We start from the raw sequence: 20,477 nt of genomic DNA on the forward strand, positions 1-20,477 counted from the left end.
CCATGAGCGAATCGTTCGTCAAGGTCGAGGTCCGGGGCCGTGTCGGCCTGCTGACCTTGAACCGCCCGCAGGTCCTGAACGCCCTGAGCAACGAGGTCATCGATGAGTTGTCAGCCGCCGTGCGCGCCTTCGAGGCCGACGACGGCATCGGCGCCATGGTGCTCACCGGCAGCCAGAAGGCCTTCGCCGCCGGGGCCGACATCGGCGCCATGTCCGGCTGGACCTACATGGACGTCTACAAGGCCGACTACCTGGGCGGCAACTGGGACGCGCTGCGCCGCACCCGCAAGCCCCTCATCGCGGCCGTCTCCGGCTACGCGCTGGGCGGGGGCTGCGAGCTGGCCATGTTGTGCGACTTCATCATCGCCGCCGAGAACGCCAAGTTCGGCCAGCCGGAAATCAAGCTGGGGGTGATCCCGGGCTATGGCGGCACCCAGCGCCTGCCGCGCGCGGTGGGCAAGGCCAAGGCCATGGACCTGGTGCTGACGGCCCGCATGATGGACGCCGCCGAGGCCGAGCGCGCCGGGCTGGTGTCGCGCATCGTCCCGGTCGAACGCCTGCTGGACGAGGCCCTCGAAGCCGCCGCGACCATCGCCTCGATGCCGCTGCAGGCCGTGATGATGGCCAAGGAATGCGTCAACCGCGCCTTCGAGGCCTCGCTGGACGACTCGCTGCTGTTCGAGCGGCGCAATTTCCACGCCCTGTTCGCCACCGAGGACCAGAAGGAAGGCATGCGCGCCTTCGTGGAAAAGCGCAAGCCGGATTTCAAGCACCGCTAGGCGCGGCTCCTTCCGGGGCGCGGCCCGTCCTCCCGCGGATGGACGGGCCTAGCCCGAACGGCCGATCGGCCGTTCGTCCCTTACGGGTGCGCCGGAAAACCCTTATCGTCACCGGATACAGAATGTCTTGAACGACCTGGTCCTGGTCACGGGGGTGCGATGGCTGAGACGCAACTGCTGCATGGCCGCGGCCCTGTTCCGGCCGCCGTGCGGGCGCATCCGGGCGCGCGGGCGCGGCGCGAGACCGATCCGGCCGCTCCCGCCGACGGCCCGGCGTTCCGCCAGGCCCTGGCCCATTGGCCGCTGCTGGCGGAAATGGACCGCTACCTGGCCCGGAGCCGGCGCGCGCCGTCCGCGCGGGACGACGATCCGGACGCGGCGCGATGAACATCCTCACCTTGACGGGGGTGCGCGGCGGCGAGGGCACCACGACGGTCGCGGGGATGCTGGGGGATGCCCTGCACGCGCTGGGCCAGCGCGTGCTGCTGGTGGACCTGAATGCCTCGGATCTGCTGCGCCTGCATTTCGGCGTGCCGCACCGGGACGGGCATGGCTGGGCCGCCGCCGGCTTCCCGTTCGACTGGCGCCAGCAGGCATTCGAGCCGGCGCCCGGCCTGGCGCTGGTGCCGTTCGGCCGCGCGGCCGTCGAGGACGCGGGGATGCCGCCCCTGCTGCATGGCGACGATTTCTGGCTGCGCGCCCTCGCCGGCCTGGCCGGGGATTTCGACTGGGTGCTGTTCGACTGTCCCGCCTATCCGGGCCGGCAGGCGCGCGCGCTGCGCTTCCGCAGCACGCTGGACGTGCTGGTCGCCCAGCCGGACGCCGCCGCCCACGTGCTGCTGGCGCAGATCGGCCTGGGCGCGGCCAGCCACCTGCTGATCAACGATTTCGAGCCGTCCTGGCCGCTGGCGTGCGACGTCGTGCTGGACTGGCGCCACCACTACGGGCCGCGCGTGCTGCCGCAGGCCATCCGCCGCGATGCGTGCCTGTCCGAGGCCCTGGCGTGCAAGCAGCCGGTCACGCGCTATCGGCCCGATGCCGCCGCCAGCCGGGCCGCGCGAGTCCTCGCGCAGTGGTGCCTGTTGTCCTAGGCGGCGGTATCGCGCCGCATCGTGGCGGGGTCGTGCCAGCCCAGCGTGGCGCCGCGCGACACGGCCGCGTAGACCGCGGCGTTGCGGCTGTTGACGGCCAGGCGCTGGTAGAGCGCCTCGGCGTGGGTCTTGGCGGTGGCCACCGAGATGTTCAGTTCCCGGCTGATCTTCTTGAGCGGATAGCCCTGGGCCAGCAGCACCAGCACTTCGTACTGGCGGTGCGTCAGGTGCAGCATGGGGGCTTCGCGGGCGACGAGTTCGGGCGTGAGGGTCTGGATCCCGGCCCGCGGCGCGGGCGGCGCGTGGCCGCCGCCCGGAAGATGCAGCAGATTGTCGGGCTGGGGCTCGTCGCTGCGGGGCAGGGAAGGCAGCTCCAGGCGGTCGTACCAGCGCCGCCTCGGCTGCTCGCGGCCGTCGGGCTGCAGGATGTCGGCCTGGCGCGCGTCGGGGTGCGGAAAGCATTTGCCGCCGGCCAGGACCAGCATGACGGAGGTCTTCAGCACGTCCTGCGAGGCGTGCTTGGAAATGTACCCCGCCAGCACGGGAGGCAGGTTGAGCAGCGAGTAGGGCAGGGTCCAGGTTTCCGACAGCAGCAGGAGGCGGCGCGGCGTATAGTGTTCCTGCGCCGCGGTGACGAGCTCGATCATCCGGTCGTAGACGCCCGGCACCGACAGCAGCATCAGGTCCGTCTCCCTGCGCCGCGGAGTGTCGTGGAACAGCTGCGCGTAGTCGATGCCCGTGCTGGTGAAGGCGCAGTCCAGCGTACGCAGCAGCGTCAGGAGTCCCATGCGCAGGAGCGCGTTGGGCTCCACTACCGTGATGGTCACCATCGTGATGCTCCTTTGAGAAGGACTTTGGTTACACGCAGTGAAACGGGTGTTCAATTCTTGATGGGTAAGGCGGATTTGACAATCCTTAATTTTCCATGTGTGACTAATCTTTCCACTCGTAACCAATCTGTAGGGATCATTGTTGCATTTGTAGTGCCATGTGCCCGGGCTCGGCGTCCTCGGCCGGGCGCTGCGCGAAGTCGATCATGCTGATCCGGCCTTCGTCGGTATGGTGGATGAGGAGGCTCCGGCTGGTGCGCAGGATCCGCAGCTGCGCCAGGCTGACGCCGAAGTGCCGCGCCAGCGTCTCCGGCCCCGGGGCGCCCGGCGGCCTGCGCCGGTGCAGGCCGCTGAAGCGCACGGCGTTGTAGCAGGCCCAGGCGGACAGCAGCAGTCCGATGCAGGCCGCCACCAGCGCGTAGGCCAGCAGCGCCTGCGCGTCCGGCAGCAGGCGGGACACGGCGGGGCTGGCGGCCGCATGCGCCGTGCCCGCCATGATCGAGTGGACGCCCGAGGCGAACAGGAAGCCGAACGTGGCCCATGCCAGCGTCGTGAGCAGGCCGTCGAGCGCGGCGGCGAGGGCGGAGCGGGGGGTCTGGATGATCATCATGATGTCGGCGCCTTGATGCCGCGGTCGGGGCTCTTCCAGCGGGCCCGGTCGCGGCGGCGCCGGAGCATGACGCGGGGAAAGCCCCACAGCGTGGTGAGCAGGCTGATCATCCAGTAGGCCAGGGGATACCAGATGACCCAGTAGAGCGAACGGAACAGGCCGCGTTCGTAGCGGTGGTCGATGAAGACGCTGACGCAGAACTGCAACAGGCAGGCCGCGGCCAGCGCCATGCCGGTGAAGGCGGGCGGCACCAGCGTCTCGACGTGGATGCGCGCGGGCAGGGCCACGAACAGGCCCGCCGCCCACAGCGCCAGGGACAGGGCCAGGGCGAAGGCCCAGATCGTCGATACGCAGTATTCCAGCGCCATGGGCCAGAGGCGGCGGTGGCGCCAGGCCCGGATGCCGGGGAGATTCTTCAGGAAGACCTCGGCGCCCCCCCGCGCCCAGCGCAGCCGCTGCTTCCACAGGCCGCGCAGCGTTTCCGGCATCAGGATCCAGCACAGCGCGCGCGGCTCGTAGAAGATCGACCAGTGGTCGCGCTGCAGCTTCCAGCTGATGTCGATGTCCTCGGTCACCATGTCCAGGCTCCAGTAGCCGACCCGGTCCAGCGCGCCGCGGCGGAAGGCGGCCACCACGCCGGACACGGTGAAGATCTGGCCGTAGACGCGCTGGGTGCGCTTGATCAGGCCCACGATGGACGAGAATTCGCCCACCTGGACCCGGCCGATCAGCGTGGACCGGGTGCGGATGCGCGGGTTGCCGGTGACCGCGCCGACCCGCGGGTGGTCGATCAGGGGGGCCACCAGGTAGGCCGCGGCGTCGCGGTCCAGGATGGCGTCGCCGTCGATGCAGACCAGGTATTCGCCGCGGGCCGCCAGCGCGCCCATGCGCAGGGCCATGGCCTTGCCCTGGTTGCGGGCGAGATGGATCACCCGCAGGCGCGTGTGCGCCTCGGACAGCCGGTCCAGCAAGGCGCCCGTGGCGTCCGTGGAGCCGTCGTCGATGGCGATCACCTCCACCCGCGGATAGCGCTGGCCCAGCGCCGACAGGATCGTGTCGGCGCCGTGCTCGGCCTCGTCGTGGCAGGGGATCAGGATGGAAACCCAGGGCTGTCCGCGCAGTGCCGGCGGGGCGGCGTCCGGGCCCCAGGGCCAGTAGCGCTCCCAGTGCAGCCAGTAGTACAGCCCGCCGAACATCCACAGGCTCGACATGAACAGCGGATAGAAGAAGACGAAGTCCAGGATCAGGTTGCCCGTCCACAGCAGCGCCACCCCGAAGGGCGCGCCCGCGACCAGGCACAGGATCAGGAAGGCGAACAATCGGTCCGTCATCACGGATTCTCCTCAGCGGTGGGGATACCAGGCGGTCGAGAGTGCGGGCCGGATGGTCTCCAGCGCCGGCCGGTCGTGCGCGAAATCGTCGGGGTAGTAGCCGAAATGCCGCACGCCGGCGCGCTGCAGGCGCTGCATCCAGCCGGCCAGGATCCGGCTGTCCACGGGCGGGCGGCCCGGCAGGCTCCAGTCGCGGGCCTGGAGCTCGAACAGCGTGCGCTCCAGCGCGCCCGGGCGCTGCCGCATCGCCGCGACCAGGCGGTCGATCCAGGCGCCGGAACGCGCCAGGGGGACCCGCTCCATCAGCGGCATGGCCATGGGCACGGTCCAGTCGTAGGCCTGCAGGAAGTCGTCCGGGTTCTGCGCGTACCAGGCTTCGCTGGCCGGGTTCAGGACCGGCTCGGCGTACAGGTTGCGGGCGGTCTCCACCTGCGGCCCGCGGATGGCGCGCACGCGCCGCGCCAGCGCGAGCGTGAAATCGGTCAGCGCGCGGCTCTTGTAGCGCGTCCAGCGCCGCAGGGTGTCCGGGTCGGCGCGCAGCGCCGGGATCGAATCGGGCAGGCCCGCCCGCCGGTAGGCGGCGAGCGCCGCCGGGCCGGCGTCCTCGAAGTCGCCCAGCAGGGCGTCGTCGTGGAACAGGACGCCGTCGATCGGCGCGGCGCGCGCCATGTCCTCGTACAGGTCCGCGATGGCCGCCCGGGCGCGCGGGTCGAAGGGCGACAGCCTGCGGTATTGCGCGGGATCCGGCGCCGGAGGCGCGTCCGGATGCGCGGGGTCCAGGCGCAGGACGCGGCCGATGCCGGGCAGGTCGAAGCTCAGCACCGGCATCCAGGCGTAGACCTTCACGCGGGCGCGGTTGCGCAGCTGCCAGACGGCGCGGTTGAACAGGTCGGCGCGCATGGGCAGCCGGCGGTTGGGGAAATAGACCGCGCGCGCCAGGCCGTCGCCCGTGGGATCGGCATAGGCCTGCAGGAAGACCGTGTCGATCTTCAGGTCGGCGATCCGCTGCACCAGGGCGCCCAGGTTCCTGTCCGTCTGGGCCGGGTCGGGATCGTAGACGTAGTCCAGATCCACCTGCGCCACGCGGAAGTCGCCGCGGGACTCGGCGCCCAGCACGGAGCGCGCGAACGCCGGCATGTCGGGCGAGTCCGTCACCAGCATGCGGGGCATGGACAGCGGCGCATCCACGCTGCCCAGGCCGCCGTCGAGGGTCAGGGCCATGCGGTATCCCTGGCTGCGGACGATGTCCAGCGCCTCGCCGCTCGCGGCGCCGTAGGGCCAGACCCAGACGCGGGGCGCCTTGCCGGTGGCCTGGCGGATCTTGCGCGTGATGCGCCGGACGTCGTCCGCGATGCGCCGCCGGTAGGCCGCGGGGGTCTCGTAGGCGCGCGCGCCGGCGTCGTAGCGGTACGTGGCGGCGGCCGGCTCCGCGTTGCCCTGGGGATTGGCGGGGATGCCCTGGTGCAGGTCGTCGGTGTGCGAGGCGATCTCGACCAGGCCGGAGCGGGCCATCTGCCGCACGTCCTCCCAGGTGGCGAAGCGGTCGCGCGGCACCCGCAGATCGCCGAAGCGCACGGGCTGGTCCGGCGGGGTGTCGATCCAGCGCCCCACGGGCGCCCAGACGGCGGGCCAGCCCATGGCCTTCAGGATGGGGTAGACGCGGCTGCGGAAGCTGCGGTAGCCGTCGTCGAAGCTGAGCAGCACGGCCTTGGGCGGCAGGGGCGCGCCGCCCTGGCCGGCGGCCAGGATCTGGTCGACGGACACGGCCTGGTAGCCGTTGTTCCGCAGCCATTCGAGCTGGGCGACGAGCTGGTCCGTGCGCACCGCCAGGAACCGCTGGTCGGGATCGCTGTCCTCCACGTCGTGGTAGGCCAGCGCCAGCACGCGATTGGCGGGCCAGGGCCGGTCGATGGCGACCACGGGCCTCTGGGCCGGCGGCACGAACGCCGGGATGTCGCGCGCGCAGCCGGCGAGCAGCGCGAGGCAGCACGCCAGCAGGAACAGGCGCGGACCGCAGGTGAAGGATCGTGGCATGGCGCGCTCCCGAGTCAGAACCGGATCGTCGCGTCGACGAGGAAGTTGAAGCTGCGCTCGCGCTGGCCGTCGTAGGGCCGCGAAGCGACCGAGGCGAGAAAGCCGATCTCGAACGCGGGACCGTGGCGGTAGCGCAGGCCGTAGCCGAGGGTGTAGAGGCCGCCCGTGCCATAGCCCTGCTGCGCGTAGGCGCCGGCCGCCAGCTGCACCCGTTGCTCCCACCGGACATCGCCCCGCTGGTACAGGGTGTGCGCCAGCTGCAGCGCCGGCAGGATCGTCAGGTCCGAGCGGGGATTGAAGTAGGGGGCGTCGTCGGCCGTGTTGTGCGAGGCGGACAGGTCCAGCAGCGCGTCGATCCGCACGCTGGGCGCGGTGTACAGGCGCTGGCGCCCGGACAGGCCGGCCTCCAGGCGGCGGTTGCCGTCGGAGAAGAAGGCGGGCGCCACGGTCAGGGTCCATTCCCGGCGCTCGTCGCCGCGCCAGCGCAGGGAGGCGCTCAGGCCGTTGGCCCTGATGTCGTGCTTCAAGGCCCGCAGCGGCGTGTCGCGCGACAGCAGGGAGGCGCCCACGCCCGCCTGCCAGTGGTCGTCCAGGTCCACGAAGGCCGAGAACGCGGCCCCGGCCCGGGTGCCGTGGCCGTAGCGGTTGCCCGAGGCTTCCACCTGGGCCGTCAGGTCCCGGCCGCGCCATTCGAGGCCGGCGCGCGCCCAGGCGTAATGGCCGGTGCCTTCCTCGAACCGGGCCTCGGCGTAGCCGGTGCCGGCGAACGCGCGCCAGTTCTCGTCCAGCGGCGGCGAGTACAGCACGGTGTCGATGCTCGCCTCGCGGCTGCCCAGCACCGCGCCGCCGCTGGCGCCGCCCCGGCTGGCGCTGGTCCGCCATTCGGCCTGCCGGTGCGCGGTCCATGCCCGGTCCAGCCGCTGCACCGCGGCGGATTCCGGGAAGCGGGCCGTCAGGTCGTCGCGCAGCAGCCCGGCCTGGCGCCATTCCTGTAGGGCGAGGGCGGTCTCGGCCTGGCCGAGCTCGACCTCGATGGATCGGGGCGCCTGGGTTTCGGCGATCTTCAGTTCGCTTTCCGCCCGGCGCGGCAGATCCCGCGCGCGCCAGACTTCCGCCCGCGCCACGCGCAGGCCGGTGTTGCCGGGCGCTTCCCCGGCCATGCGGTCCAGGCGGGCCTGGGCGTCCAGCGTATCGCCCTGGTACAGCGCGCCCAGGGCGCGCACCAGTTCGGCGTCCAGCTTCGCGGGATTGGGACGGCGCATCGGATCGCCCTTGATCCAGACCCAGGTGGGCAGCGCGGCCAGCGCCCGGTCCAGCTCGGCGTTGGCCGCGCCGGTCCGGTCCGACTCGGACAGCGCGTAGAACAGGCCGATCTGGCCGGCCGCCCGGGCCGTCGCGTCCTGGCCCGCGGTGGAGGCCAGGGAGCGCTCGAACAGGGGCGCGGCCTCTTCCGGCCGGCGCAGGGCCAGGTACGCGCTCGCCGCGTCGTCGAGCGCGTAATCCGGGACGGGCGTGCCCTCCGCCCGCATGGCTTCGTAGCCCGCCGCGAGGTCCCGCATGCGGCCGCGTGCGCGCAGGGCCTGCAGGCGGTCCGTCTCGGCGCGCCGCACGTCGCCGCGGGCCTGCGGGCCCAGGGCGCGCCATTGCGGAATCAGCCGGTCGTATTCGGCCAGGGCGCGGTCCGCCAGGACGTACCGCTCGGCCTCGCCCCGGGCGTCGGCCGACGCGGTCCGGGTCAGCTGGGCCGCGGCGTCGGCCTGCAGCGCGCGGACCAGGGCGGGGTCGGCCAGGCCGGGATGCGCCTGCGCGATGCGCAGGGCCGCGCGGGGCAGCCGCGCCTGCCGCAGGGCCAGGACGTAGGCGTGCGCCACCCCGGGCGCGTCCGGCGCCCGCTCGTAGGCCGCGGTGGCGAGTTCCAGCGCCGCATGGGGCTGGCCCGCCCAGCCGGCGATCGTGACGTAGTCCTCCAGCGCGCGGCGGTCTTCCGGAGTCTGCTGCAGACGCCGCTTCAGCATGTCCAGCGCCGGCTGGTGGTCGCCCGCGCGGGCCTGCCGGATCAATGCGTCGTAATCCTGCGCCTCCTGCGTCTTTTGCGTCCCTTGTGTCCCTCGTGTCCCTTGCGTCCCTTGCGTCGCCTGGGTCGCCTGCGTCGGGGCGCACGCGGCCGTGCCGGGCAGTGCCAGGATGGCGCACGTTGCAAGCGCGATGAGCGCGATGAGCGCGGCGGCCGGCGGCCGGGCGGGTCGGGCGGGCTTCATGGCGGACGCGGCTCAGGGGGTGCGGGGGCACGCGAAGGTGTACGTGCCCGCCGGATGTCCGTTGGCGTACAGGACCAGCTCGATCCGGCATTGGTCCCGTTCGCCCACGGAAAGGGAAAATCGCGTCAGGGCGGTCGGCGTGTCCGCGCGCAGCGGCACGCTGCCGCTTTGCTGGAGGGAGGACGTTCCGCTGCGCCCCTGCCGGACGGCGCTCAACTGGTAGCGCAGGGTGCCGTCCTCGGGGCTGCGCACGTAGGGGATGATGATGCCGGGCCGCGTGCCGGGCACGGTGTCCAGCCAGACCTGCAGGCCTGCATCCATTGCCATCATGGTCGTCTCCTGATGCTGCGGCGCCGGGGGAGGGAGGCGCCCGGGCCGGCCGGGGGCGGCCGTCCCGGGCGCGGGGCCGCCGGCCCGGCGGCTTACCAGCCGGTCTGGGTGATGGTGCTGACGTTCATGTTGCCCTTCTGTACCGCCGAGGCGTACAGCGAGGCGCCGGTCTGGCTGACGTTGGCCGTGTTGTTGAAGCCGGCCTGGTAGATCCTGGCTTCCTGACCCCAGCCGTTCTTCTGCGTGATGTTGCCGACGTTCTGGTCGCCTTCCTGGATGATGCTCGCCTCGGCGAAGGAGTCGTACTTCTGCGAGGTGCTGGCGGTGTTGTTGAAGCCGGACTGGCGGATCGAGGATTCCTGGCCGGAGCCGTCCGACTGGATCGCGTTGGCCACGTTCTGGCTGCCCTTCTGCACCACCTCGGCGCGGGCGTGCGTGTGCGTCTGCTGCACGTCGGCCGTGTTGTTGACGCCCGCCTGCCAGATCTTGGCCTGGCCGATCACGCCGGTCTGGCTGATCTTGCCGACGTTGCGGTCGCCTTCCTGGTCGATGTAGGCCGACGCGTTGGTGTTGTACGACTGGGTGATCGCCGCGTCGTTGTTGAAGCCGCGCTGGTCGGTGCTGCCCGTGCTGCCCGCGAATGCCGCCGAACCGGCGAAAGCCAGGGCGAGACCGGATGCCAGGACGCGAAGTTGCGTTTTCATGATGATGCTCCTCAGGAGTCGATAAGACCGGTTTGGGAAATACGCCGCCCGGCGGTCTTGGACCGGGCTTCGTCGGAAAACGGAAAACCGGAAAACAGGAAGCGGAAAGCGGGAAGGCCGGGCGGATGGGCGCCGGGGCGGGCCTACCGGACCACGGTGATCTTCAGGCGGTCGCCGAACTGCAGGACGGGGGCGGAAGACCCCGGCTTCTTCTGCAGCACCCGGGCCTCGTTCATGCTGCCGAACTGGTCCACCGTGGCCCTGGCGTTGCTGGTGTACTGCTCGATCACGGCCAGGTTTCCGCTCCCCACCTGCTGGGCGATGGCCGTGTCGCTGTTGCCCACCTGGGTGATCTCCACCTGGTTGCCGGAGCCGGCCTGGCTGGCGGACGCCCGGTTGCCGGCGCCGGCCTGCGTGATCGCGGCGCCGTTGCCGTCGCCCCGCTGCGTGACGGCAGCCGACGAGCGCGCGCCCTGCTGGCGGATCCGGCTGGCGTTCATCGCGCCCTGCTGGACCGAGTCTGCCCGCAGCGACGCCGATCCGAGTTCGGCCGGCGGCAGTTCGGACGGGCGGGCCGGCTCGGCGCCGGCGCCGTATCCGGCCAGGGGGGCCGCGGCCAGCAGGGCGGCGGCGCACAGGGCCAGTCCCCGCCGGGCGGGCCGGCGCGGGGAGGTCGGAAGGAATTCGTGCATGATGGAGGTCTCCTGATTCGCGGGATGGCGGATGCCGCTACAGCGTGGCCGCCTGGCCGTCGCCCTGTGCCGGGGCGGCGCCCGCCGGCCCCGCGGCCTGCCGCGGCGTCACGGTGAGGGTGTAGTCCTTCTCGGCATCCAGATAGCGCTGGATCAGGGGATCGTTCCAGTCGCCTGGATTCTTCAGGCGCCACTGGTTGTCCTTGATGCCCTGCACGGTCAGGTGCATGACCGCGGCGTCGATGGCTTCCTTGACGGCCAGCTGCGCCGGCTCGTTGTGGGTGTAGCCCCCCTCGACTTCCAGCAGGTCGTAGTAGTTGACGAAGCGGAAGTAGCTGGGGTGGATTTCGTACGAATAGATGGTCTTGGTCGTCGAGACGCTGTTCAGGATGGCGCCGCTCAGGACGTCCACCGCCCGCAGGTTGACGGTGACCTGGTCCACGCTGTACTGGGTGGACAGGCCGATCCCGAGGAACTGCGCGCCCAGCCCGCCGGTGCGGGTGTTGCTGTCGTAGGCGATGACGCCGCCTTCCAGGATGATGGTGGCCGGCAGCAGGTTGGGCACCTGGCCCTGCTGCCCGCCGCCTTGCTGCCCGCCGCCCTGCGGATGCTCGCCCACCGCGCGCAGCACGCGGCGCTCGGTCAGCAGGGACTGCAGGCCCTCGCGCTCCACCGGCACGTACCAGCCCGAATCCTTCAGGGCCTTCATCAGCATCGAGGCCGCGCCCTGCGTCACCGCGGTGGAAAAAGAACTGTCCGGGGACGGCTTGTACTGGCCGGTCTCGTCGCGGAAGCCATAGACGGCCGCCACGATCTTGCGCTGGGGCGGCGGCAGCCGCATGAGGTCGACCGTCGAGGGCGTGGCCGGCGTCAGCCGCGCCTCGTTCGAGACGTTCGCCGGCTTCTGCAGCGCGCAGGCCGACAGCGTGAGCGCGGCCAGCGCGGCCAGGCAGAGGCGGGCGCGCCGGGCGCGCGCGGGGATCGGCAGCGTGCTCATTGCAGGACTCCGCTGTCGATGCTCGCCGGGCTTTGGGCCGGCGCGAGCAGGCTGGCGGCGCTGGACGCCGCGGCCGAGCCGCCGGCCGGCAGGCTGTCCAGATCGAAGGGGATCCACTGGCCCTTGGTCGAGTCGTAGATGTAGACGCCGTTGCCGACCTGGATGATGGGGGCGGTGCCGGCGTTCAGGATCTTGATCTCGCCGTTGCCGTCCAGGCCCAGGTCGTCCAGGGGGTACGGGTAGCGCTTCTGCGCCTGGGCGCTCTGCAGCAGGTAGGAGCCGTTCAGCGGATTGCCGCCGAAGGACGGGTTCACCGGCACGTAGACCAGCTGGCCCGCCGGGGCGGTGCCCGACAGCAGCAGCCCGGCGGCGGCCAGCGCGGCCTGCAGGCGGCCCCGGGCCCTGTGCGGATTGCCTGTGCTGCCTGTGTGCGTACCTGCTTTGTGCGCTTCGTGCGTGCTCATTTACATCTCCTCCGGGCCCAGGTCGGCGTCCTGGACGAACCTGCGCTGAATGTGGATGGATTCGATGCCGTCGTGGACGATGCCGACGGCCTCCTTGCTTTCCTGGCGCGCCCGCGAGCGGGCGGGCGACAGGAAGGTGTGGAACAGGGTCTGGTTGTCGTAGCTGATCCAGATCTCGCTGCCGAACTGGGCGGTCGGCCGTTCGATGACGGTGATCGTGTCCTGCGAATCGGGATACAGCGCCTGCCAGATTTCCGAGAAACTCTTGTAGAATTCCCAGCCCAGCACGGTGACGGTCCGGCCGATCACCAGGCCGCGCAGGGGATCGCTGTCGATCCGGCCCTGGTCCAGGTCGCGCGGCTCCTGGCCGGGCTCCTGCGCGGCGGCCGCCGCGCCCAGCAGCGCCGCGATGATGATGCCGAGCCGCAAACCCATGGACCGCATGCGCTTCTCCTGTCCGCTGCGACGATCTTTGCCGAACGTGTCGAACTGTGATGCCGTGTGGAGAATGTTATGGGCCGGCCCCGCGGCCATCCATAGGCCGGAATCGCTACGCCGTTTGCCGGGTGGGCGGTCGGCCGGCCGTCGGAGAAACGGCCTAGTCTGTCGGGCGGGTTCGGCCTGAGACACGGGAGGCCGATCTAGGCTAAAATGGTGCGCCTTTTGGACTGGGGCGCTGAACGCCCCGCCAAAAAAAGCTATAATTCAATAGTTTGACTGTATCGCCTGGTATTCCTTGGGACCGCGTTTTGGGGGCTTTGGGGTGCCTGGTTGTGAACGGGCTTTTATGGATGATCGGTCCGCGCCGGATCCGCGCGATGGCTTGGATGGCGGGGCGTCTTCGGTCGCGGCGCTGGCGCTGTCCGACCGGGATCGCGCGATCATCGCCCGCCGTTCACGGATCGGTCTGTTTCAGGCGCTGGCTGCCCAGGCATTCACGGGGATGCTGGTGGTGCTGGGCGCCTGGGGAATTGCTGGGAAGGACGCCGGGCTCTCCGCCCTCATCGGGGCGGCGGCCTATTTCGTGCCCAATGCGCTGTTCGCCTTGCGGCTGCTGCTGGGGTACTTCGGGCCGAAACGCCCGGGATCGCTCGCCTTTTTCTGGGGCGAATTCCTCAAGCTGCTGGTCGTGGCGGGGGTGGTGGTCCTGGTGGCGTGGCGGTGGGGCGGCTGGCTGAACTGGCTGGCCTTCCTGCTGGGCCTGCTGGGCGTCATGAAGGGGTACGTGGTGCTGCTGGCCTTGCGCCGGCTGCCATGATTTGAATACGAAAAAGGGTTTCCGATGACCGACGCTGCAAGCACGCCTCAGTCCGAATACATTCAGCACCACCTGGTTCACCTGAACAATCTCGGGCACAAGCAGGACATCATCGCCAACTTCGACGTCGTCAACTACGACTCGCTGTTCTGGTCGATCCTGATGGGCGCCATCGTCATCTTCTTCCTCTGGCGCGCCGCGCGCCGGGCCACCACCGACGTGCCGGGCCGCTTCCAGATGGCCATCGAAATGCTCGTGGGCATGGTCCACGAGGAAGCCAAGGGCATCATCCCCAACGAAACCACGCGCAAGTTCGCCGCGCCGCTGGCGCTCACCGTGTTCCTCTGGATCACGCTGATGAACACGCTCGACCTGATCCCCGTCGATCTGGCCGGCTGGATCTTCCGCATCACCGGCCTGGGCGCCGAGCACTCCGATCCGCTGTACTACCACCGCATCCTGCCCACCGCCGACCTCAACATCCCCATCGGCATGTCCCTGGGCGTGCTGGTCCTGATGCTGTACTACGGCGTGAAGATCAAGCACCCGGTCGGCTTCGTCAAGGAACTCTTCACCGCGCCCTTCCATGCGCACGGCGTCGCGGCGCTCGTCCTGGCGCCCTTCAATTTCCTGCTGAACCTCATCGAATATGCGGCCAAGTGCGTGTCGCTGGGCATGCGGCTGTTCGGCAATATGTATGCGGGCGAACTGCTGTTCATGCTGATCGCCTTGCTGGGTGGTGCCTGGACGGGGGCGAATGCTTCCAGTATCAGCCTTGCGTTCGGACACGTGCTCGCCGGTTCGGCATGGGCGATCTTCCACATCCTGATCGTGCTGCTGCAGGCGTTCATCTTCATGATGCTGACCCTGGTGTATATCGGGCAGGCGCACGAAGGCCACTAAAATTCGCCCGGGCTTCCCGGGCGGGCTCGCGGGGCTTGCCCTGATTTCTGGTTCTTGATTTTTTGACTAAACAACGTTTACTTACCAAGGAGTTGTTATGACCAACGTTGCGTTCGTTGCTCTCGCTTGCGGTCTGATCATCGGTCTGGGCGCCATCGGCGCTTGCATCGGCATCGGCATGATGGGTGGCAAGTACCTGGAAGCCTCCGCGCGCCAGCCCGAACTGATGAACACCCTGCAGACCAAGATGTTCCTGCTGGTCGGCCTGATCGACGCGGCCTTCCTGATCGGCGTGGGTCTGGCCATGCTGTTCGCGTTCGCCAACCCCTTCGTGGGCTGATGTCGGCGCAGGCCTGGGCGCTTGCCGCAGGCCAGGGGTTCGTCGGCGGCCCGCGCGGGTCGCGGGCGGCCGGATTAGGTGCCTTGCGGAATCGCCGCGAGGCACGAACGGGTAAATTAGGAAAACGACCGTGAATTTAAACGCGACTCTCTTTTTCCAGATGATCGTGTTTTTCGTTCTGGGTTGGTTTACGATGAAATTCATCTGGCCGCCCCTGACGAAGGCAATGGATGATCGTCGCCAGAAAATCGCCGACGGTCTGGCCGCCGCCGAGAAGGGCAAGGCCGATCTGGCCCAGGCCCAGGCTCGCGTCAGTCTGATGGAAGCGGCTGCCAAAACGGAAAACCACGCGCGCCTGGCCGAAGCCGAAAAGCAGGCCACCTCGCTGATCGATCAGGCCCGCCGCGAAGCCGAAGCCGAAAAGGCCCGCATCCTCGCCCAGGCCCGTCAGGACGCCGCCCAGGAAGTCCAGCGTGCGCGCGAGACCCTGCGCGCCGAAGTGGCCGTGCTGGCCGTCAAGGGCGCCGAGCAGATCCTGCGCCGCGAGGTCGATGCCAAGGCGCACGCCGAGCTGCTCGACCAGCTCCAGGCCCAACTCTGAATCAGGGCGAGTCATGGCTGAACTATCCACTATCGCGCGGCCCTACGCCGAGGCCCTGTTTGAATCCGTGCGCGACGACGCGCGCGGGCTCGAATACTGGTCCGGCGTGATGTCGCTGCTGGCCCAGGTGTCCGGCATGCCCGACGTCCTCGAGGCCATGGCCGATCCGCGCCTGTCCGACGCGCAGCGCACCGGACTGCTGACGGGCCTGGTCCCCCAGGAGCTTCCCGCGCAGGCGGCCAATCTCGTCGCCCTCGTGGTCGAGAACGGCCGCGTCCAGGCGCTGCCCCAGGTGGCCGAGCAATTTGAACTGCTGCGCAACCAGCTCGAAGGCACCGCCCTGGCGCGCATCACCAGCGCCTATCCGCTCGACGATGCCCAGGTGGCCGCCCTGCTGCAGGGGCTGGAGCGCAAGTTCGGCCTCAAGCTCAAGTCCCAGGTGACGGTCGACCCGGAACTGATCGGCGGGGTGCGCGTCGCCGTCGGCGATCACGTGCTCGACACTTCCGTGCAGGCCCGGCTGGCCGCCCTGCGCGATACGCTGGCCGCGTGATGGCGGGCCATACAACAGGATTCCAGGAGTCTTACCATGCAACTTAACCCGTCCGAGATCAGCGAACTGCTGAAGAGCCGCATCGAAGGCCTGGGCGCATCCACCGATGTCCGCACCCAGGGCACGGTCGTGTCCGTCACCGACGGCATCACCCGCATCCACGGCCTGTCCGACGTGATGCAGGGCGAAATGCTCGAATTCCCCAACAACCGGTTCGGCCTGGCCCTGAACCTGGAACGCGATTCCGTGGGCGCCGTGATTCTGGGCGACTACGTCGGCGTCTCCGAAGGCGACGCCGTCAAGACCACCGGCAAGATCCTGTCCGTGCCGGTCGGCCCGGAACTGCGCGGCCGCGTGGTCGACGCCCTGGGCAACCCGATCGACGGCAAGGGCCCGATCAACGCCAAGGAAACCGACGTGATCGAAAAGGTCGCGCCCGGCGTGATCGCCCGCCAGTCCGTGTCGCAGCCGCTGCAGACCGGCCAGAAGGCCATCGATTCCATGGTGCCCGTCGGCCGCGGCCAGCGCGAGCTGATCATCGGCGACCGCCAGACCGGCAAGACCGCCGTGGCCGTCGACACCATCATCAACCAGAAGGGCAAGGGCGTCACCTGCGTGTACGTCGCCATCGGCCAGAAGGCGTCCACCATCAACAACGTGGTGCGCAAGCTCGAAGAACACGGCGCCATGGAATACACCATCGTCGTGGCCGCCGCCGCGTCCGACTCCGCCGCCATGCAGTACCTGGCCGCCTACTCGGGCTGCACCATGGGCGAATACTTCCGCGACCGCGGCGAAGACGCCCTGATCGTGTACGACGACCTGACCAAGCAGGCCTGGGCCTATCGCCAGGTGTCCCTGCTGCTGCGCCGTCCGCCCGGACGCGAAGCCTATCCCGGCGACGTGTTCTACCTGCACTCCCGCCTGCTGGAGCGCGCCGCCCGCGTGAACCCCGAATACGTGGAAAAGTTCACCAACGGCGCCGTCAAGGGCAAGACCGGCTCGCTCACCGCGCTGCCGATCATCGAAACTCAGGCCGGCGACGTGTCCGCCTTCGTGCCGACCAACGTGATTTCCATCACCGACGGCCAGATCTTCCTGGAAACCGACCTGTTCAACGCCGGCATCCGGCCCGCCATCAACGCCGGCATCTCGGTGTCGCGCGTGGGCGGCTCCGCCCAGACCAAGGTCGTCAAGAAGCTCTCGGGCGGCATCCGGACCGACCTGGCGCAGTACCGCGAACTGGCCGCCTTCGCGCAGTTCGCCTCCGACCTGGACGACGCCACCCGCCGCCAGCTGGAACGCGGCAAGCGCGTGGTGGAACTGCTCAAGCAGCCCCAGTACCAGCCGCAGCAGGTCTGGGAACTGGCGGTCGCCCTGTACGCCGTCAACAACGGCTACCTGGACGACCTCGAAGTCGGCCAGGTGCTGGCTTTTGAAAAGGCCCTGAAGGACTACCTGAAGGCCAAGCACGAAGCCCTGATCCAGCGCATCGAAGACGTGAAGGAACTCTCCAAGGAAGACGACGCCGCTCTGGGCGCCGCCATCCAGGAATTCAAGAAGCACGGCACGTTTTAAGTAGCGCACGGGGCGCGCGGCGCGCGTCCCGGACCGCCCTGACAGGATAGTGGAATGGCCGGAATCAAGGAAATACGAACCAAGATCAAGAGCGTGCAAAACACGCGCAAGATCACCAAGGCGATGGAAATGGTCGCCGCGTCCAAGATGCGCAAGGCGCAGGACCGGATGCGCATGGGCCGTCCCTACGCCACCAAGGTGCGCGCCATCGCGGCCCACCTGATGCAGGCGAACCCGGATTACACCCACCCCTACATGGTGGAACGCCCGAAGCTGTCGTCCGTGGGCGTCGTGCTGGTCACCACCGACAAGGGGCTGTGCGGCGGCCTGAATACCAACATCTCGCGCCTGGTGCTGGCGCGGATCAAGGAATTCGAGCAGCAGGGCGTGCGCGTCCAGGCCACGGCGCTGGGCTCCAAGGGCCTGGGGCTGCTCAACCGCGTCGGCGTCAACGTGGTGTCCTCGGAAGTCCAGCTGGGCGACGCGCCCAACCTGGAACGCCTGATCGGCGCCATCAAGGTCCAGCTCGACGACTTCATCGACGGCAAGGTGGATGCGGTCTACGTGGCGACCAGCCGCTTCGTCAACACCATGAAGCAGGATCCCAGCTTCATCCGCCTGCTGCCGCTGCCCTCGGGCCTGGAAGACCCCTTCCAGACCGGGTCCCAGGACGAGGACGCCCTGCAGAGCCAGTACGGCTGGGACTACCTGTACGAGCCGGATTCCCAGACCGTGATCGACGAGCTGCTGCTGCGCTACGTCGAAGGCCTGGTCTACCAGGCCGTGGCGGAAAACATGGCCAGCGAGCAGTCCGCCCGGATGGTCGCCATGAAGGCCGCGTCCGACAACGCCAAGAAAGTCATCGGCGACCTCCAGCTGGTCTACAACAAGACCCGCCAGGCGGCCATCACCAAGGAAATTTCGGAAATCGTGGGCGGCGCCGCCGCGGTCTGATCGACGCAGGCACCGGCAACCCAGAGATACTTATAGGACTAAACATGAGCAACGGTACCATCGTTCAGTGCATCGGCGCCGTGGTGGACATTCAGTTCCCCCGCGACAGCATCCCCAACATCTACGACGCGCTCACCCTGACCGACGAGTCCTCCGCCTTCGCGGAAAAGGGCCTGACGTTCGAGGTCCAGCAGCAACTGGGCGACGGTGTCGTGCGGACCATCGCCATGGGTTCGTCCGACGGCCTGCGCCGCGGCATGTCCGTGGCCGGCACCGGCGCGCCGATCTCGGTGCCCGTGGGCGCCGGCACCCTGGGCCGCATCATGGACGTGCTGGGCCGTCCCATCGACGAGCGCGGCGACATCCAGTCCGATGAAAAGCGCGCCATCCACCAGGCCGCCCCGAAATTCGACGAGCTTTCCCCCTCGGTCGAACTGCTCGAAACCGGCATCAAGGTGATCGACCTGGTGTGCCCCTTCGCCAAGGGCGGCAAGGTCGGCCTGTTCGGCGGCGCCGGCGTGGGCAAGACCGTCAACATGCTGGAACTGATCAACAACATCGCCAAGGCCCACAGCGGCCTGTCGGTGTTCGCCGGCGTGGGCGAGCGCACCCGCGAAGGCAACGACTTCTACCACGAAATGTCCGACGCGGGCGTCATCAAGCTCGACAACCTGGCGGAATCCAAGGTCGCCATGGTCTTCGGCCAGATGAACGAACCCCCGGGCAACCGCCTGCGCGTGGCCCTGTCGGGCCTGACGATGGCGGAAAAGTTCCGCGACGAAGGCCGCGACGTGCTGTTCTTCGTGGACAACATCTACCGCTACACCCTGGCCGGCACCGAAGTGTCCGCCCTGCTGGGCCGGATGCCGTCGGCCGTGGGCTACCAGCCGACGCTGGCCGAGGAAATGGGCAAGCTGCAGGAACGCATCACGTCCACCAAGACCGGCTCCATCACGTCCATCCAGGCCGTGTACGTGCCGGCCGACGACCTGACCGACCCGTCGCCCGCCACCACCTTCCTGCACCTGGACTCCACCGTGGTGCTGTCGCGCGACATCGCCGCCCTGGGGATCTACCCGGCCGTGGATCCGCTGGATTCCACCAGCCGCCAGCTCGACCCGCAGGTCGTCGGCGAAGAGCACTACAACGTGGCCCGCGCCGTGCAGCAGACGCTGCAGCGCTACAAGGAACTGCGCGACATCATCGCCATTCTGGGCATGGACGAACTGTCGCCGGAAGACAAGCAGGCCGTGGCCCGCGCCCGCAAGATCCAGCGCTTCCTGTCGCAGCCCTTCCACGTGGCCGAAGTCTTCACCGGCTCGCCCGGCAAGTACGTGCCGCTGGCCGAGACCCTGCGCGGCTTCAAGATGATCGTCGAGGGCGAGTGCGACGCGCTGCCCGAGCAGGCTTTCTACATGGTGGGCGGCATCGACGAAGCCTTCGAGAAGGCCAAAACCCTCCAATAAGGATTGCACATGGCGACTCTTCACATCGAAGTGGTCAGCGCGGAGGCCTCGATCTTCTCCGGCGAGGCGGCCTTCATCGCCCTGCCGGGCGAGTCGGGCGACCTCGGCATCCTGCCGGGGCATACGCCGCTGATCTCGCGCGTGCGTCCCGGCACGCTGAAAATCCGGCGTCCCGACGGCACCGAAGAGCACATCTTCGTGGCCGGCGGCATCCTGGAAGTCCAGCCGCACGCCGTGACGGTGCTGTCCGACACGGCCATCCGGGCGGCCGACCTGGACGAGGCCAAGGCCGTCGCCGCGCGCGAGCGCGCCGAGGAAGCCCTGCGCAACACCAAGGAAAAGGCCGACATCGCCGTGGTCGAAGCCGAGCTCGCCATGCTGGCGGCCCAGGCCGCCGCCGCGCGCAAGTTCAGCCAGAAACGCAGCTCCCACTGAGCGGCTTCGGCCGGATCGATCGATCCGGCCCGTCCCGCGGGCCGGCCGGGTGGGTCCGGCGGGCGGCTCCGATGGATCGGTCCGTTCGGGCCCCGTCTCCAGGCCCGGTTCGCAAAGACGCAAAAAAAAGCGCGAGCGCCCTTCGGGGCGCTTTTTTTCATCCCCGCGTCCAATCCCAACCGGTTCGGCCGGTCCATCCCGGTGCAGGGCGCCGGCCGGATCTTCGGTATGGCCGGGCCGTCAAGGAAGGCTGGGCGGAAGACCGGGCG

At 69.2% G+C, this 20,477-nt stretch carries 23 protein-coding genes; 12 read left to right on the forward strand and 11 right to left on the reverse strand.

All coding sequences use genetic code 11. The features are described 5' to 3' along the window. Positions 1-2 precede the first annotated feature (2 nt). The 3 genes from HNR28_RS12705 (at position 3) to bcsQ (ending at position 1,870) form a co-directional block, all read left to right on the forward strand. Positions 3-779, forward strand: a complete 777-nt coding sequence (locus HNR28_RS12705; RefSeq protein WP_151024650.1) for an enoyl-CoA hydratase — start codon at positions 3-5, stop codon at positions 777-779. 159 nt (positions 780-938) lie between these two features. Beyond that, positions 939-1,166, forward strand: coding sequence for a hypothetical protein (locus HNR28_RS12710; protein WP_151024651.1), 228 nt, complete (start codon positions 939-941; stop codon positions 1,164-1,166). After that, positions 1,163-1,870 carry a cellulose biosynthesis protein BcsQ gene (gene bcsQ, locus HNR28_RS12715; protein ID WP_151024652.1) on the forward strand — a complete coding sequence of 236 codons (708 nt, stop codon included), beginning with the start codon at positions 1,163-1,165 and terminating at the stop codon, positions 1,868-1,870. Before HNR28_RS12710 ends, bcsQ begins: the two co-directional genes overlap by 4 nt. Here bcsQ and HNR28_RS12720 read toward each other — a convergent pair. From HNR28_RS12720 to HNR28_RS12770, 11 genes are all read right to left on the reverse strand, one after another. Beyond that, positions 1,867-2,700 (reverse strand): response regulator transcription factor, encoded by an 834-nt coding sequence (locus HNR28_RS12720; RefSeq protein WP_244978295.1) that lies wholly within the window; start codon positions 2,698-2,700, stop codon positions 1,867-1,869. The two genes, bcsQ and HNR28_RS12720, sit on opposite strands and share 4 nt — an antisense overlap. Positions 2,701-2,836: 136 nt before the next feature. After that, positions 2,837-3,310 carry a poly-beta-1,6-N-acetyl-D-glucosamine biosynthesis protein PgaD gene (gene pgaD, locus HNR28_RS12725; RefSeq protein WP_151024653.1) on the reverse strand — a complete coding sequence of 158 codons (474 nt, stop codon included), beginning with the start codon at positions 3,308-3,310 and terminating at the stop codon, positions 2,837-2,839. After that, positions 3,307-4,641 carry a poly-beta-1,6-N-acetyl-D-glucosamine synthase gene (pgaC, locus tag HNR28_RS12730; protein WP_151024654.1) on the reverse strand — a complete coding sequence of 445 codons (1,335 nt, stop codon included), beginning with the start codon at positions 4,639-4,641 and terminating at the stop codon, positions 3,307-3,309. The genes pgaD and pgaC overlap by 4 nt, the downstream gene beginning before the upstream one ends. 12 nt (positions 4,642-4,653) lie before the next feature. Then, entirely contained in the window at positions 4,654-6,675 is a 2,022-nt protein-coding gene (gene pgaB / locus HNR28_RS12735; RefSeq protein ID WP_151024655.1) for a poly-beta-1,6-N-acetyl-D-glucosamine N-deacetylase PgaB, read from the reverse strand. A 14-nt stretch (positions 6,676-6,689) separates the two neighbouring features. Next, complete coding sequence (gene pgaA, locus HNR28_RS12740) at positions 6,690-8,933, reverse strand: poly-beta-1,6 N-acetyl-D-glucosamine export porin PgaA (RefSeq protein ID WP_184142933.1); 2,244 nt, start codon at positions 8,931-8,933, stop codon at positions 6,690-6,692. A gap of 12 nt (positions 8,934-8,945) precedes the next feature. Next, on the reverse strand, positions 8,946-9,263 hold the full coding sequence (gene csgH / locus HNR28_RS12745) for a curli-like amyloid fiber formation chaperone CsgH (protein ID WP_084330752.1): 318 nt from the start codon (positions 9,261-9,263) through the stop codon (positions 8,946-8,948). 92 nt (positions 9,264-9,355) lie between these two features. Further along, positions 9,356-9,967: a hypothetical protein gene (locus HNR28_RS12750; RefSeq protein WP_043684954.1), complete on the reverse strand. Its 612-nt coding sequence runs from the start codon at positions 9,965-9,967 to the stop codon at positions 9,356-9,358. A 143-nt stretch (positions 9,968-10,110) separates the two neighbouring features. Next, positions 10,111-10,659 carry a hypothetical protein gene (locus HNR28_RS12755; protein WP_052355981.1) on the reverse strand — a complete coding sequence of 183 codons (549 nt, stop codon included), beginning with the start codon at positions 10,657-10,659 and terminating at the stop codon, positions 10,111-10,113. A 37-nt stretch (positions 10,660-10,696) separates the two neighbouring features. After that, entirely contained in the window at positions 10,697-11,656 is a 960-nt protein-coding gene (locus HNR28_RS12760) for a CsgG/HfaB family protein (RefSeq protein ID WP_151024488.1), read from the reverse strand. After that, the gene (locus tag HNR28_RS12765) at positions 11,653-12,120 is read right to left on the reverse strand and encodes a curli assembly protein CsgF (RefSeq protein WP_151024489.1); all 468 of its coding nucleotides are present in this window, start codon (positions 12,118-12,120) and stop codon (positions 11,653-11,655) included. The genes HNR28_RS12760 and HNR28_RS12765 overlap by 4 nt, the downstream gene beginning before the upstream one ends. Beyond that, positions 12,121-12,564 (reverse strand): curli production assembly/transport protein CsgE, encoded by a 444-nt coding sequence (locus HNR28_RS12770; RefSeq protein WP_170288454.1) that lies wholly within the window; start codon positions 12,562-12,564, stop codon positions 12,121-12,123. 343 nt (positions 12,565-12,907) lie between these two features. On the opposite strand from HNR28_RS12770, the gene HNR28_RS12775 reads away from it, so the two are divergent. From HNR28_RS12775 to HNR28_RS12815, 9 genes are all read left to right on the forward strand, one after another. Next, positions 12,908-13,378, forward strand: a complete 471-nt coding sequence (locus HNR28_RS12775; RefSeq protein WP_151024491.1) for an ATP synthase subunit I — start codon at positions 12,908-12,910, stop codon at positions 13,376-13,378. A 24-nt stretch (positions 13,379-13,402) separates the two neighbouring features. Next, the gene (atpB, locus tag HNR28_RS12780) at positions 13,403-14,281 is read left to right on the forward strand and encodes a F0F1 ATP synthase subunit A (protein ID WP_043684947.1); all 879 of its coding nucleotides are present in this window, start codon (positions 13,403-13,405) and stop codon (positions 14,279-14,281) included. 97 nt (positions 14,282-14,378) lie between these two features. Then, the gene (gene atpE / locus HNR28_RS12785) at positions 14,379-14,621 is read left to right on the forward strand and encodes a F0F1 ATP synthase subunit C (RefSeq protein WP_043684944.1); all 243 of its coding nucleotides are present in this window, start codon (positions 14,379-14,381) and stop codon (positions 14,619-14,621) included. Between the two features lie 130 nt (positions 14,622-14,751). Then, complete coding sequence (locus HNR28_RS12790; RefSeq protein WP_043684942.1) at positions 14,752-15,222, forward strand: F0F1 ATP synthase subunit B; 471 nt, start codon at positions 14,752-14,754, stop codon at positions 15,220-15,222. Between the two features lie 13 nt (positions 15,223-15,235). Continuing rightward, entirely contained in the window at positions 15,236-15,775 is a 540-nt protein-coding gene (locus HNR28_RS12795) for a F0F1 ATP synthase subunit delta (protein ID WP_043684939.1), read from the forward strand. A gap of 36 nt (positions 15,776-15,811) precedes the next feature. Beyond that, positions 15,812-17,353, forward strand: coding sequence for a F0F1 ATP synthase subunit alpha (atpA, locus tag HNR28_RS12800; protein WP_043684936.1), 1,542 nt, complete (start codon positions 15,812-15,814; stop codon positions 17,351-17,353). Between the two features lie 54 nt (positions 17,354-17,407). Further along, positions 17,408-18,307 (forward strand): F0F1 ATP synthase subunit gamma, encoded by a 900-nt coding sequence (gene atpG / locus HNR28_RS12805; RefSeq protein ID WP_043684933.1) that lies wholly within the window; start codon positions 17,408-17,410, stop codon positions 18,305-18,307. 44 nt (positions 18,308-18,351) lie between these two features. Further along, positions 18,352-19,773, forward strand: coding sequence for a F0F1 ATP synthase subunit beta (gene atpD / locus HNR28_RS12810; protein ID WP_043684930.1), 1,422 nt, complete (start codon positions 18,352-18,354; stop codon positions 19,771-19,773). 9 nt (positions 19,774-19,782) lie between these two features. After that, on the forward strand, positions 19,783-20,208 hold the full coding sequence (locus HNR28_RS12815) for a F0F1 ATP synthase subunit epsilon (protein ID WP_043684927.1): 426 nt from the start codon (positions 19,783-19,785) through the stop codon (positions 20,206-20,208). Positions 20,209-20,477: the final 269 nt, after the last annotated feature.

Origin of the sequence: Castellaniella defragrans (genome assembly GCF_014203015.1) — a bacterium.
Lineage (GTDB): Bacteria > Pseudomonadota > Gammaproteobacteria > Burkholderiales > Burkholderiaceae_B > Castellaniella > Castellaniella defragrans.